Here is a 13,383-nt window from a genome sequence, read left to right on the forward strand (position 1 = left end):
GAACAGATGGCACCCGAGAAGCCCGCCTGGCGCGGGCTTTTCGTTTATCCTGGGCGTACCGCAACGACACGGGAGAAAGGCATGTCCGCCAACCCTGATACCCACAGCAAGGTCATCGGCTACCTGCTGTGGATCTTCGGCTTCACCGGTTCGCACCGCTTCTACTATGGCCGGCCGATCACCGGCACTATCTGGTTCTTCACCCTCGGCCTGTTCTTCATCGGCTGGATCATCGACCTGTTCCTCATCCCCTCCATGGACGACGCGGCAGACCGGCGCTATCGGTCTGGCGGCGTGGACTACAACGTCGCCTGGATCCTGCTGACCTTCCTCGGCGTGTTCGGCGTGCACCGCATGTACATGGGCAAGTGGCTCACCGGCATCCTCTACCTGTTCACCGGCGGGCTGTTCTTCATCGGCGTGCTCTATGACTTCTGGACGCTGAACAGCCAGATTTCCGAGCGCAACGGGCCGCAGCGGATCTGACGCCTGCGCGGACCCCCTCCCTTGTAGGAGCGAGCTTGCTCGCGAACCGCTTCAAGGCCAGCGCTGCCGGGCAGCACGTTCGCGAGCAAGCTCGCTCCTACGAAAAACAACTCCGCCGTCTTTCGTCGCGCCGCCTGGCGCGAGCACCGCCGCCCGCCTAAGGTCAGGAGGACAGTAGCAGGCGCCGCCGGGCGATCCCCGGCTCGCCCCGAAGGAGTGGCTGCCATGAGCAACGAATCCCGCCCCGCCGTGCTCGACCTGATCGGCAATACCCCCATGGTCCGCGTCACGCGCTTCGATACCGGACCCTGTACCCTGTTCCTCAAGCTCGAATCGCAGAACCCCGGCGGCTCCATCAAGGACCGCATCGGCGTCGCCATGATCGAAACCGCCGAGCGCGAGGGTCGGCTCAAGCCCGGTGGCGTGATCGTCGAAGCCACCGCTGGCAACACCGGCCTGGGCCTGGCGCTGGTGGGCCGGGCCAAGGGCTACCGGGTGGTGCTGGTGGTGCCGGACAAGATGTCCACCGAGAAGGTCCTGCACCTGCGCGCCATGGGCGCCGAGGTGCACATCACCCGCTCCGACGTCGGCAAGGGCCACCCCGAGTACTACCAGGACGTCGCCGCGCGGCTGGCGAAGGAGCTGCCCGATGCCTTCTTCGCCGACCAGTTCAACAACCCCGCCAACCCCCTGGCCCACGAAACCGGCACCGGCCCGGAGATCTGGGCGCAGACCGGCCATGATCTGGATGCGGTGGTGGTCGGCGTCGGCTCCGCCGGCACCCTGACCGGGTTGACCCGCTTCTTCCAGAAGGTCCAGCCGCAGCTGGAAATGGTCCTGGCCGACCCGGTGGGTTCGATCATGGCCGAGTACTCGCGCTCCGGTCAGCTGGGCACGCCCGGTTCCTGGGCGGTGGAGGGCATAGGCGAGGACTTCGTGCCGTCGATCGCCGACCTCTCCAGCGTCCGCCACGCCTACTCGATCAGCGACGAGGAGAGCTTCCGCACCGCCCGTGAGCTGCTGCGCAACGAAGGCATCGCCGCCGGCTCATCCACCGGGACCCTGCTGGCCGCCGCGCTGCGCTTCTGCCGCGAGCAGACCGAGCCCAAGCGCGTGGTCAGCCTGGTCTGCGACACCGGCACCCGCTACCTCTCGAAGATCTACAACGACCAATGGATGACCGACCAGGGCCTGCTGCAGCGCAAGCGCTACGGTGACCTGCGCGACATCGTCGCGCGGCGTTTCGAGGAGGGCCGGGTGGTCAGCGTCGGCCCCGGAGATACCCTGCTCACCGCCTTCCAGCGCATGCGCCTGGCGGACATCTCCCAGCTCCCGGTACTCGACGGCCAGCGCCTGGTCGGCGTCATCGACGAGTCCGATATCCTGCTGGGCGTGCATGACGACCCCGAACATTTTCGCAGCGACGTCGCCAGCGCCATGAGCACGGCCCCGGAAACCCTTGCGCCGGGCGCCAGCCTCAAGGAGCTCGAAGCCGTGCTGGCGCGCGGACTGGTTGCCATCATTGCCGATGCCTCGGGCTTCCATGGCCTGATCACACGATTCGATTTGCTCAACCATTTGCGGAGGACCCTCGCATGAGCCAGCACGACGACCGCCTCGGTTTCGCCACCCGCGTGATCCACGCCGGGCAGGCGCCGGACCCGTCCACCGGGGCGATCATGCCGCCGATCTACGCCAACTCCACCTACCGCCAGGACAGCCCCGGCGTGCACAAGGGCCTGGACTACGGCCGTTCGCACAACCCCACGCGCTGGGCGCTGGAGCGCTGCGTGGCGGACCTGGAAGGCGGCAGCAAGGCCTTCGCCTTCGCCTCGGGGCTGGCGGCCATCTCGGCAGTGCTGGAGCTGCTCGACGCCGGCTCGCACGTGGTTTCCGGCAACGACCTCTACGGCGGCACCTTCCGCCTGTTCGAGCGGGTGCGCCGGCGCAGCGCCGGGCATGATTTCCACTTCGCCGACCTGGCCCAGCCCGGCGCGCTGGAAGCGGCGCTCACCGACAAGACCCGCATGGTCTGGGTGGAAACCCCGAGCAACCCGCTGCTGCGCCTGACCGATCTGGCCGCCATCGCCCGCACCTGCCGCGAGCGCGGTATCCTCTGCGTGGCCGACAACACCTTCGCCAGTCCTTACGTGCAGCGCCCGCTGGACCTGGGCTTCGACATCGTCGTGCACTCCACCACCAAGTACCTCAACGGCCACTCCGACGTGATCGGCGGCATCGCCATCGTCGGCGACAACCCCGACCTCGCCGAGCGCCTGGGCTTCCTGCAGAACTCGGTGGGCGCCATCGCCGGCCCGTTCGACGCCTTCCTCACCCTGCGCGGGGTGAAGACCCTGGCCCTGCGCATGGAACGGCACTGCGCCAACGCGCTGGAACTGGCGAAGTGGCTGGAGCAGCAGCCGCAGGTGAAGCGGGTCTACTATCCGGGCCTGCCGTCGCATCCGCAGCACGAGCTGGCGCGTAAGCAGATGAAAGGCTTCGGCGGGATGATCTCACTGGACCTGAATACCGATCTGGCGGGTTCGAAGCGTTTCCTGGAAAACGTCCGGCTGTTCGCCCTGGCGGAAAGCCTGGGCGGGGTGGAAAGCCTGATCGAGCACCCGGCGATCATGACTCACGCCAGCATCCCGGCGGAGAACCGTGCGGAGCTGGGTATCGGCGACTCGCTGATCCGCCTGTCGGTGGGGGTGGAAGACGTGGAGGACCTGCGCGCCGACCTGGCGAAGGCCTTGGCGATGATCTGACGCCCTGCATTGATGCGCTTTTCGTAGGAGCGAGCTTGCTCGCGAACATCCCGAGCACCTGAGTTGGGTCGGTTCGCGAGCAAGCTCGCTCCTACAAGAGGTGGTCGGCCTCGCTGCAGGTCCGGGGCAAATGAAAAAGCCCGCCAATCGGCGGGCTTTTTCATGGGGCGACGGGGCGTTACACCGCGTGGACGATATGCCCGTCCACCAGGGTGCAGCGCACCACGCCCGGCAGGCAGTGGCCGAGGAACGGGCAGTTCTGGCCACGGGAGTGCCAGGTCTCGCCCGCCAGGGTCTGGCCGTCGGCTTCGAACAGCACCACGTCCGCCGCCGAGCCCACCGCCAGTTTGCCGGCCGGCAGGCGCAGCGCCGCCGCAGGGCCGCTGGACAGGCGTGCCAGCAGGGTCGGCAGGTCGAGCAGGCCGTCCTGCACCAGGGTCATGGCCAGCGGCAGCAGCAGCTCGACGCTGCTGATGCCCGGGTCGGTCGCTGCGAACGGGGCGTTCTTCGCGTCCGGCTCGTGGGGCTGGTGGTGGCTGGCGATGGCCTGGATCACGCCGCTCTTCACCGCTTCGCGCAGCGCATCACGGTCCTTGCGCGAGCGCAGCGGCGGCTGCACGTGGTACAGGCTGGAGAAGTCCGCCAACGCTTCGTCGGTGAGGATCAGCTGGTACAGCGCCACGTCGGCGGTGACCGGCAGGCCGCGGGCCTGGGCCTGGGCGATCATCTCGACACCACGGGCGCTGGTCAGCTGGCTGAAGTGCGCGCGCACGCCGGACTGCTCCACCAGCAGCAGGTTGCGGGCCAGGGCCACGGTCTCGGCGGTTTCCGGAATGCCGGCCAGGCCGCGGAAGCTGGCGGTCGGGCCTTCGTGGGCGAGGCCGCCTTCGGCCAGGTCATGGTCCTGGGAGGTGAAGATCACGGTGAGGTCGAAAGTCGCCGCGTATTCCAGCGAACGCAGCAGCACGCGGTTGCTCGCCATCGGCGCCAGGCCGTTGGTGAAGGCCACGCAGCCGGCATCGCGCAGGGCGACCAGTTCGGACAGCTGTTCGCCGCCCAGGCCCTTGGTCAGCGCGCCGATGGGGAAGACCTTGGCGTTGCCGGCTTCGCGGGCGCGGTCGAGGATCAGCTCGGCCACTGCCGAGGTATCCAGCACCGGCTTGGTGTGCGGCGGGAAGCACAGGCTGGTGACGCCACCGGCGGCGGCGGCGCGGGTTTCGCTTTCGATGTTGCCCTTGCGGCTGTAGCCCGGCTCGCGCAGGGCCACGCTCAGGTCCACCAGGCCGGGCGCGGCGGTGAGGCCCGCGGCGTCGATTTCCTGGGCGGCGTGGAAGCCTTCGGGGGCTTCGCCGATGGCGATGATCTTGCCGGCTTCGATGTGCAGGTCGCAGACCTTGTCCAGGCCGCTGGCGGGGTCGATCAGGTGGGCGCCACGGATGCTGACGGTCATTGCGCGTCCTCCTGTTCCAGCTGTCGTTGGGCGTTCTGGCCGCTCATGGCCATGGACAGCACGGCCATGCGGATGGCGATGCCGTAGGTGACCTGGTTGAGGATCACCGACTGTTCGCCGTCAGCCACGGCAGAGTCGATCTCCACGCCACGGTTGATCGGACCGGGGTGCATGACGATGGCGTCGGGCTTGGCCAGCTTCAGGCGCTTGCCGGTCAGGCCGTAGAGCTTGAAGAACTCGCCCTCGCTGGGCAGCAGGCCGCCCTGCATGCGCTCGCGCTGCAGGCGCAGCATGATCACCACGTCGACGTCCTTCAGGCCTTCGTTGGCGTCGGTGTAGACTTTCACGCCGTACTGCTCTTCCAGGCCGACCGGCAACAGGGTGCGCGGGGCGACGACGCGGATGTCCGGGCAGCCCAGGGTTTTCAGCGCGATCATGTCGGAGCGCGCCACCCGCGAGTGCAGGATGTCGCCGACAATGGCCACCGAGAGGTTCTCGAAGCTGCCCTTGTGGCGGCGGATGGTGAGCATGTCCAGCATGCCCTGGGTCGGGTGGCCGTGGCGGCCGTCGCCGCCGTTGATCACGGCGACGTTGGGGCTGACGTGCTCGGCGATGAAGTGCGCCGCGCCCGAGTCGCTGTGGCGCACGACGAACATGTCGGCGGCCATGGCCTCGAGGTTGCGCAGGGTGTCGGTGAGCGTCTCGCCCTTGCTGGTCGAGGAGGTCGACACGTTCAGCGAGATGACGTCGGCGGACAGGCGCTGGGCGGCCAGTTCGAAGGTGGTGCGGGTGCGCGTGGAGTTCTCGAAGAACACGTTGCACACGGTCTTGCCGCGCAGCAGCGGGACTTTCTTCACCGCGCGGGCGCCGACTTCGAGGAAGGAGTCGGCGGTATCGAGGATTTCAGTCAGCAGTTCGCGGGACAACCCGTCGAGCGAGAGGAAGTGGCGCAGCTGGCCCAGGTCGTTGAGCTGCAGCGGGCGCTTGGCGTCGGTCGGCATGTGGCAGGCCCTGAAGGTAGGTGATGGATGTCCGGGCGCGCGGGGTTAGAACCTGTTTACGATCTGCTGCGCGTCGGCATAACCGCGTTGAAATCGTTCTCGGGATGCTCATTTACTGCTTGTAAACTCCGCTCCCTCAACCGATTTCGCCTTGTTCTGCTCTAGCTCGCAAGATCGTAAGCAGGTTCTTACAGCGCGGAGCTGAGAAGCGTGCGCTCGAGGACGAGTGGTGCGGGACCGCGCAATTTTACCCGCTCATTGGGGGCGAGCGACAGGGTTTCGCCGACGACATCCGGCCGAATCGGCAGTTCGCGCTTGTTGAGGTCCACCAGGCAGACCAGGGTCACGCTGGCCGGGCGGCCGTAGTCGAACAGCTCGTTGAGCGCGGCGCGGATGGTGCGGCCGCTCATCAGCACGTCGTCCACCAGTACCAGGTGCTGGCCGTCGATCTCGAAGGGCAGCTCCGACGGACGGACCTGGGGGTGCAGGCCGCTGCGGGTGAAGTCATCGCGGTAGAAGGAAACGTCGAGGATGCCGAGGATCTCGTCGCTGCCCAGTTCCTTGAGCAGTTCCTGGGCGACCCAGATGCCGCCGGTGTGGATGCCGACGAAGCGTGGCGAGTCGATGTTGCGCTGCGCCAGGTAGTTGCGCAGGTCGGTGGCCATGCGGGGGAGGAGTTCGGCGGGGCTGGGCAGGGTCATGACGTCTCCGGTTCGGTTGGCGAGGCCACCCGGCGCGGGCGGCCATCGGGGCGGACCGTTCCGGGAAGGACTGGTCCGGCAAGCTTAGCGGCTTTCGCTCCCCTGGCGCTGTCACAGGTCAAGGGGACTTTTTTGCAGATCAGGTCGCAGGTCAGGCGGGGGCGTTTTCGGCCAGCCAGCCCTCCAGCAGCAGGGCGGCGGCCAGGGCGTCCACCGGGCGCTCGCGGTAGCCGTCGCGCTGGCCCTGGGCCAGGCGCTCGCCCTTGGCGGCGTAGGTGGTCAGGCGTTCGTCGTGGGTATGCACCGGCAGGTTGTAGCGGCCGTGCAGGCGCCGGGCGAACTTCTCGGCGCGTTCGCTCATGTCGCTGGGGGTGCCGTCCATATTCAGCGGCAGGCCGACGACGATGGCGTCGGGCTGCCACTCCTTGATCAGGGCTTCCACGCGGTTCCAGTCCGGCACGCCGTTCTGCGCCTTGAGTACGCAGAGCTCGCGGGCCTGGCCGGTGATGGCCTGGCCGACGGCGACGCCGATCTGCTTGGTGCCGTAGTCGAAGCCCAGGAGTAGGCGCAGGGGTTTGCTCGACATCAGGCGTGCCCGGCCTGGGCGGTGAGCAGGTTGAGGTTGATCCCCAGGCGCTCGGCGGCGGCGGACAGGCGTTGCTCGGCCGGCACCTCGAAGAGCACCGCGGGGTCTGCGGGGCAGGTCAGCCAGGCGTTGTCGGTCAGTTCCGCTTCCAGCTGCCCGGCATCCCAGCCCGCGTAGCCGAGGGTGATCAGGTGCTGCGCCGGGCCGCTGCCGTCTGCGATGGCGAACAGCACGTCCTGGGATGTGGACAGCGACAGCTCGCCCAGCTCCAGGGTGGCCTGGTAGCTGCGTCCGGCAGGGTGCAGGACGAAGCCGCGGTCGGTCTGCACCGGGCCGCCGTTGTAGATGACCATGCCCTGGCAGCGTGCCGGCGGCAGTTCGTCCGGACGCAGCTGTTCGAGCACGTCGGAGAGGCTCAGACCGCTTGGGCGGTTGATGATCAGGCCCATGGCGCCCTGCTCGTTGTGGTCGACGATGTAGGTGACGGTCTGGGCAAAGTTGGGATCCGCCATGTGTGGCATGGCGATCAGGAAGTGGTGCTTGAGAGAGCTTGCGGCTGTGCTTTTCATGCCAGCTAGTTTCAGGCCTGCGGACCAAAGGGACAAGCCTTGAAAACGCCACCCTGTGCCTTCAGGCACGACTGGCTCAGCGGCTGGACAGGCGGTCGCCGCGTTCGAAGCGCCAGGTGCGGATGATTTCCAGGCGGTCGATGTCCGACAGGTCGCCGGAGAAGGGCGCGAAGGGCGCCGCCAGTCGTACGATGCGCTGGGCGGCCTGGTCGAGCATGGGCTGGCCGGAGGATTCCAGCACCTGCACTTCATAGAGGGAGCCGTCGCGGTTGATCGACACCAGCAGGCGCAGGCTGCCGTAGATACGCTGGCGGCGGGCCTCGTCGGGATAGTTCAGGTTGCCGATGCGCTCGATTTTCTTGCGCCACTCTTCCTTGTACCAGGCGCCCTTGTCGCGCATGGTCGAGGCGGCGCTCAGGCGGTGGATGCGCGGGCGCTTGGCGTAGGCCTGCTGTTCGCGGGCGAGGTCGGCTTCGAGGCTGGAAATCTGCGCGGAGAGCTGGCTGGAGTCGAACTGCGGCGCGGGCTTGGCGACGGTTTCCGCCTTGGGCGTCTGCGTCTTGGCCTGGACCTTGTCCGGGCGCGGGCTGCGGGTGGCGACGGCGGTCTTGGGCGCTTCCGGGCTCTTGGCCTGCTTCGGCGTGGCCGGTGGTGCGACCTTCTTCACCTCGGTGTCCTGGAACGGCGCCTGCTCGGTGGTCTTGGGGATCGCCTTGTGTTCCAGCGTGCCACTGCCCTGCTGGTTCATCTGGGCGAGGTAGTCGGCCTTCTCGGGCGCCTTCTCGCTCTTGAAGCTGGCCAGGGTGATTTCCAGGGTTTTGCTCAGCTGGCTGGGCATGGGCATGGTGAAGCCCACGCCCAGCAGCACGGCCACGTGCACGATGGCCGCAACGAACAGGGTGAAACCCAGCCGGTCCGCCGGGCGTACGCCGGAGGACACGGGGAAGTCGGAATGGGTTGCAGCGTTCATTGCAGGTCGCGTAGGCCAGGGTGGGGCGAAAGTCTGCCGACCGGGCTTATAAAAGTCTATGACGCACTACGCGCCTTGAGCTTTTCGTCGATGACCGCCATCAGCCTTTCACCGATACGGGTGTCGTAGGCCGCATCGATCTCGCGGATGCAGGTCGGGCTGGTGACGTTGATTTCGGTGAGGTTCTCGCCGATCACGTCCAGGCCGACGAACAGCAGGCCGCGCTTGCGCAGCTCCGGGCCGACTTGCGCTGCGATCCAGCGGTCGCGCTCGGACAGCGGCTGGGCCACGCCACGGCCGCCGGCGGCCAGGTTGCCACGGGTCTCGCCCTGCGCCGGGATGCGCGCCAGGCAGTATTCCACCGGCTCGCCATCGATCATCAGGATGCGCTTGTCGCCGTCCTTGATCGCCGGGATGTAGCGCTGCGCCATCACCTGCTGCTGGCCATGGCGGGTCAGGGTCTCGAGGATCACCGAGAGGTTCGGGTCGCCTTCGCGGTGGCGGAAGATCATCGAGCCGCCCATGCCATCCAGGGGTTTGAGAATGATGTCACGATGCTCGGCGGCGAACTCGCGCAGAATATCGGACCGGCGGCTCACCACGGTGGGCGGCGAGCACTGCGGGAAAAGGGTGGCGAAGTACTTCTCGTTGCAGTCGCGCAGGCTCTGCGGGCGGTTCACCACCAGGGTGCCGGCGGTCTCGGCCTGTTCCAGCAGGTAGGTGGAGTAGACGAATTCGTTATCGAAGGGCGGGTCCTTGCGCATCAGGATCACATCCAGCTCCGACAGCGGCTGGTCGATTTCCGCGTCCAGCTCGAACCAGTGGGCCGGATCGTAGAAGACCTTCAGGGGGCGCATGCGGCCACGGGCCAGGTTCTCCTTCTGGTAAAGATCCTGCTGTTCCATATAGAACAGCTCCCAGCCACGGGCCTGGGCAGCCAGCAGCATGGCCAGCGAGCTGTCCTTCTTGAAATTGATCTGCGCGATGGGGTCCATCACGATCCCGAGGCGTACGCTCATGGGATGTCCTCCTGGGACTGAAGAGGGCGGTGAAGAGCACCGTCGAAAAGGCTGAAAAAGGATGCTCAGGGTGGCGCTGGATGTGCGCTCGGTCAAGGAAAAAGCCTGCGCGTTCCGGGTCTTATGGCCTGAATTTGCTGGGCGTGGTAAAGATTCTGACGATTGTGGTAAAAGGTTCCCACGATTGGGTCGCAGCCCGACGGTGGCAGGGCGCTCGCGCACTGATATAAAAAGTGGAAAAACGATTCACCGAGATGGTAAGGGCGAACATGGAACAGCATTCCGACGGTTTGAAAGTGATGGTGATCGACGACTCCAAGACGATTCGTCGCACCGCCGAAACCCTGCTGAAGAAAGTCGGCTGCGATGTCATCACAGCCATCGACGGCTTCGACGCCCTGGCCAAGATTGCCGATACCCATCCCAGCATCATCTTCGTCGACATCATGATGCCCCGCCTGGATGGCTATCAGACCTGCGCCCTGATCAAGAACAACAGTGCCTTCAAATCCACCCCGGTGATCATGCTGTCCTCCAAGGACGGCCTGTTCGACAAGGCCAAGGGTCGCATCGTCGGTTCCGACCAGTACCTCACCAAGCCCTTCAGCAAGGAAGAGCTGCTCGGCGCGATCAAGACCCATGTGCCTGACTTTACCCCGGTGGAGCACGCTTCCTGAAGTCCGGCCCAGCCGCCGGTGACGCCTTTTCCGTATGGGGACCACAATGGCTCGAATTCTGATTGTTGATGACTCGCCGACCGAGATGTACAAGCTGACCGCGATGCTGGAAAAGCATTCGCATCAGGTGCTCAAGGCCGAGAACGGCGCCGACGGCGTGGCCCTGGCCCGCCAGGAGAAGCCGGACGTGGTCCTGATGGACATCGTCATGCCCGGCCTGAACGGCTTCCAGGCAACTCGTCAGCTGTCCAAGGACCCGGAAACCAGCGCGATTCCGGTGATCATCGTCACCACCAAGGATCAGGAAACCGACAAGGTCTGGGGCAAGCGCCAGGGCGCGCGCGACTACCTGACCAAACCGGTGGACGAAGAAACACTGCTCAAGACCATCAATGCGGTGCTGGCCGGCTGAAGCCGGGCCGCACGCGCTGAAAGTCTTCAAGAACATAATTATTAAAGAAGGCCAGGGCCGGCATGGCGGAAGTCCAGAGTCCTTTCGAGGTTCTCGTCCAGATCGATCAGCGCTGTCGTCTGCTGGCCGCGGGCCTGCCTGCGCAGCGCGAAGTGGCGCAGAGCTGGAACGGGATTGGCTTTCGCATGGCCGGGCGCCTGTTCGTGGCACCCATGGGGGAGGTCGGCGAGGTTCTTCACGAGCCGCGCTACACACTGCTGCCCGGTGTCCGTGACTGGGTGAAGGGGGTCGCCAACGTGCGCGGCCGCCTGTTGCCGATCATGGACCTGTGCGGCTTCCTCGGCGCGGAGCTGTCGCCTCTGCGCAAACAGCGGCGCGTGCTGGTGGTGGAACACCAGGAAGTCTTCGCCGGCCTCATCGTCGATGAGGTGTTCGGCATGCAGCACTTCCCGGTGGAAACCTTCAGCGAGCAGCTGCCGCCCCTCGAAGCGGTCCTGCAACCCTTTATTCATGGCGTCTTCAATCGAGAACAGCCCTGGTTGGTGTTCAGCCCGCATGCGCTGGCGCAACACCCGGCGTTTCTCGACGTCGCCAGCTAGATTTTGACCGGTTGGGCTGGCTCGCCAGCCCGTGTGTGACATGGAAACCGTAAGCGTGGGGGTCCAGGCGGGGGCCGTATATGAAAAAAATCAAGGCAGGCAGTCTCTTTTCGGGCACGCGTAGCAGCTCGCTGATCCTCGGACTCTTCGTGGTCCTGATCGTGGCGATCGTCTTGCTGTTCGCCAACTTCGCTTACCTCAACACCCAGGCGGACCACGACAAACAGTACATCGGCCATGCCGGCGAACTGCGCGTGCTGTCCCAGCGTATCGCCAAGAACGCCACGGAAGCCGCGGCGGGCAAGGGCGAGGCGTTCAAGCTGCTGAAAGAAGCGCGCAACGACTTCGAGAAGCGCTGGAACATCCTGGTCAAGGGTGACGAAACCACCGGCCTGCCGCCCAGCCCCGCTTCGGTACAACCGCAGATGGACCAGGTGCAGAAGGACTGGGACACCCTGCGCAAGAACACCGACTCCATTCTGGCCAGCGAGCAGACCGTACTGTCGCTGCACCAGGTGGCCGCGACGCTGGCCGAAACCATCCCGCAGCTGCAGGTGGAGTACGAAGAGGTCGTCGACATCCTTCTGGAAAACGGCGCCCCGGCCGACCAGGTTGCGGTAGCCCAGCGCCAGTCGCTGCTGGCCGAACGTATCCTCGGCTCGGTGAACAAGGTACTGGCCGGTGACGAGAACTCCGTGCAGGCCGCCGACAGCTTCGGCCGCGACGCCAGCCTGTTCGGCCGCGTGCTCAAGGGCATGAAGGAAGGCAACGCGGCGATGAGCATCTCCAAGGTGACCAACGCCGAGGCCGTCGACCGTCTCAACGAGATTTCCGAACTCTTCGAATTCGTTTCCGGCTCCGTGGACGAGATCCTCGAAACCTCGCCGGAACTGTTCCAGGTCCGTGAAGCGGCCAACACCATCTTCGGCGGTTCGCAGACCCTGCTGGAGAAGGCTTCCAGCCTGGCCAACGGCTTCGAGAACCTGGCCGAGGGCCGTGTCTTCAACCAGGTCGCCAGCGCCATGCTGGGCGTGATCGCCCTGGGCGCGATCATCCTCATCGGCCTGGTGATGGTGCGCGAGACCAACCGCCGACTGGCCGAAACCGCCGAGAAGAACGACCGCAACCAGGCGGCGATTCTGCGACTGCTCGACGAAATCGCCGACCTCGCCGACGGTGACCTGACGGTGGCCGCGACCGTGACCGAGGACTTCACCGGTGCGATCGCGGACTCCATCAACTACTCCATCGACCAGCTCCGCGAGCTGGTGGAAACCATCAACCTGACCGCCGTGCAGGTGGCCGCCGCCGCCCAGGAAACCCAGGCCACCGCCATGCACCTGGCCGAAGCTTCCGAGCACCAGGCCCAGGAAATCGCCGGCGCCTCCGCCGCGATCAACGAAATGGCCGTGTCCATTGACCAGGTATCGGCGAACGCCTCCGAGTCCTCGGCGGTAGCGGAACGTTCCGTAGCCATCGCCAACAAGGGCAACGAAGTGGTGCACAACACCATCACCGGCATGGACAACATCCGCGAGCAGATCCAGGACACCTCCAAGCGAATCAAGCGCCTGGGCGAATCGTCCCAGGAGATCGGTGACATCGTCAGCCTGATCAACGACATTGCCGACCAGACCAACATCCTCGCCCTGAACGCCGCGATCCAGGCGTCCATGGCGGGCGACGCGGGCCGCGGCTTCGCGGTGGTAGCGGACGAAGTACAGCGCCTGGCGGAACGTTCCTCCGCGGCGACCAAGCAGATCGAAGCGCTGGTGAAGACCATTCAGACCGACACCAACGAAGCGGTGATCTCCATGGAACAGACCACCTCCGAGGTGGTGCGCGGTGCCCGCCTGGCGCAGGACGCCGGTGTGGCCCTGGAAGAGATCGAGAAGGTATCCAAGACCCTGGCGGCGCTGATCCAGAACATTTCCAACGCCGCCCGTCAGCAGGCGTCCTCCGCCGGCCACATTTCCAACACCATGAACGTGATCCAGGAGATCACCTCGCAGACCTCCGCCGGTACCACTGCCACCGCGCGCAGCATCGGTAACCTGGCGAAGATGGCGAGTGAAATGCGTAATTCCGTATCCGGCTTCAAACTGCCGGACCTCGCGGAACAGGCCTGAGCAGGGGAGGTGCGCTGCC

General features: G+C 65.8%; 14 protein-coding genes. 7 read left to right on the plus strand and 7 right to left on the minus strand.

The window, feature by feature from the left end; translation table 11 throughout:
• Positions 1-81 precede the first annotated feature (81 nt).
• The 3 genes from ACAW63_RS06895 to ACAW63_RS06905 all read left to right on the plus strand — a co-directional run bounded on the left by ACAW63_RS06895 (position 82) and on the right by ACAW63_RS06905 (position 3,251).
• Positions 82-486, plus strand: a complete 405-nt coding sequence (locus ACAW63_RS06895; RefSeq protein ID WP_371232619.1) for an NINE protein — start codon at positions 82-84, stop codon at positions 484-486.
• Positions 487-711: 225 nt separating this feature from the next.
• Positions 712-2,085 (plus strand): pyridoxal-phosphate dependent enzyme, encoded by a 1,374-nt coding sequence (locus tag ACAW63_RS06900; RefSeq protein ID WP_371232621.1) that lies wholly within the window; start codon positions 712-714, stop codon positions 2,083-2,085.
• Complete coding sequence (locus tag ACAW63_RS06905) at positions 2,082-3,251, plus strand: cystathionine gamma-synthase (RefSeq protein WP_371232622.1); 1,170 nt, start codon at positions 2,082-2,084, stop codon at positions 3,249-3,251. The genes ACAW63_RS06900 and ACAW63_RS06905 overlap by 4 nt, the downstream gene beginning before the upstream one ends.
• A gap of 178 nt (positions 3,252-3,429) precedes the next feature.
• On the opposite strand, the gene ACAW63_RS06910 is transcribed toward ACAW63_RS06905, so the two are convergent.
• The 7 genes from ACAW63_RS06910 to gshB all read right to left on the minus strand — a co-directional run bounded on the left by ACAW63_RS06910 (position 3,430) and on the right by gshB (position 9,547).
• A complete protein-coding gene (locus ACAW63_RS06910) occupies positions 3,430-4,701 on the minus strand; it encodes a dihydroorotase (RefSeq protein WP_371232623.1) in 1,272 nt (423 codons plus the stop codon).
• On the minus strand, positions 4,698-5,702 hold the full coding sequence (locus ACAW63_RS06915) for an aspartate carbamoyltransferase catalytic subunit (protein ID WP_331315657.1): 1,005 nt from the start codon (positions 5,700-5,702) through the stop codon (positions 4,698-4,700). The genes ACAW63_RS06910 and ACAW63_RS06915 overlap by 4 nt, the downstream gene beginning before the upstream one ends.
• Positions 5,703-5,890: 188 nt before the next feature.
• A complete protein-coding gene (gene pyrR / locus ACAW63_RS06920) occupies positions 5,891-6,403 on the minus strand; it encodes a bifunctional pyr operon transcriptional regulator/uracil phosphoribosyltransferase PyrR (RefSeq protein WP_371232625.1) in 513 nt (170 codons plus the stop codon).
• A 151-nt stretch (positions 6,404-6,554) separates the two neighbouring features.
• The gene (ruvX, locus tag ACAW63_RS06925; RefSeq protein ID WP_088416421.1) at positions 6,555-6,992 is read right to left on the minus strand and encodes a Holliday junction resolvase RuvX; all 438 of its coding nucleotides are present in this window, start codon (positions 6,990-6,992) and stop codon (positions 6,555-6,557) included.
• Positions 6,989-7,558: a YqgE/AlgH family protein gene (locus ACAW63_RS06930; protein ID WP_275609802.1), complete on the minus strand. Its 570-nt coding sequence runs from the start codon at positions 7,556-7,558 to the stop codon at positions 6,989-6,991. Before ACAW63_RS06930 ends, ruvX begins: the two co-directional genes overlap by 4 nt.
• A gap of 76 nt (positions 7,559-7,634) precedes the next feature.
• A complete protein-coding gene (locus tag ACAW63_RS06935) occupies positions 7,635-8,528 on the minus strand; it encodes a TonB family protein (protein ID WP_371232627.1) in 894 nt (297 codons plus the stop codon).
• A 56-nt stretch (positions 8,529-8,584) separates the two neighbouring features.
• Complete coding sequence (gshB, locus tag ACAW63_RS06940) at positions 8,585-9,547, minus strand: glutathione synthase (RefSeq protein WP_371232629.1); 963 nt, start codon at positions 9,545-9,547, stop codon at positions 8,585-8,587.
• A 269-nt stretch (positions 9,548-9,816) separates the two neighbouring features.
• Between gshB and pilG the strand changes: the two genes are divergently transcribed.
• The 4 genes from pilG to ACAW63_RS06960 all read left to right on the plus strand — a co-directional run bounded on the left by pilG (position 9,817) and on the right by ACAW63_RS06960 (position 13,364).
• Positions 9,817-10,224, plus strand: coding sequence for a twitching motility response regulator PilG (pilG, locus tag ACAW63_RS06945; RefSeq protein WP_015475142.1), 408 nt, complete (start codon positions 9,817-9,819; stop codon positions 10,222-10,224).
• A 46-nt stretch (positions 10,225-10,270) separates the two neighbouring features.
• Entirely contained in the window at positions 10,271-10,636 is a 366-nt protein-coding gene (pilH, locus tag ACAW63_RS06950) for a twitching motility response regulator PilH (protein ID WP_009615257.1), read from the plus strand.
• A 62-nt stretch (positions 10,637-10,698) separates the two neighbouring features.
• A complete protein-coding gene (locus ACAW63_RS06955) occupies positions 10,699-11,235 on the plus strand; it encodes a chemotaxis protein CheW (protein WP_275609805.1) in 537 nt (178 codons plus the stop codon).
• Positions 11,236-11,315: 80 nt separating this feature from the next.
• Complete coding sequence (locus ACAW63_RS06960; RefSeq protein WP_371232632.1) at positions 11,316-13,364, plus strand: methyl-accepting chemotaxis protein; 2,049 nt, start codon at positions 11,316-11,318, stop codon at positions 13,362-13,364.
• The last annotated feature ends 19 nt before the right edge of the window (positions 13,365-13,383 follow it).

Origin of the sequence: Pseudomonas sp. QE6, from assembly GCF_041379005.1 — a bacterium.
Lineage (GTDB): Bacteria > Pseudomonadota > Gammaproteobacteria > Pseudomonadales > Pseudomonadaceae > Pseudomonas.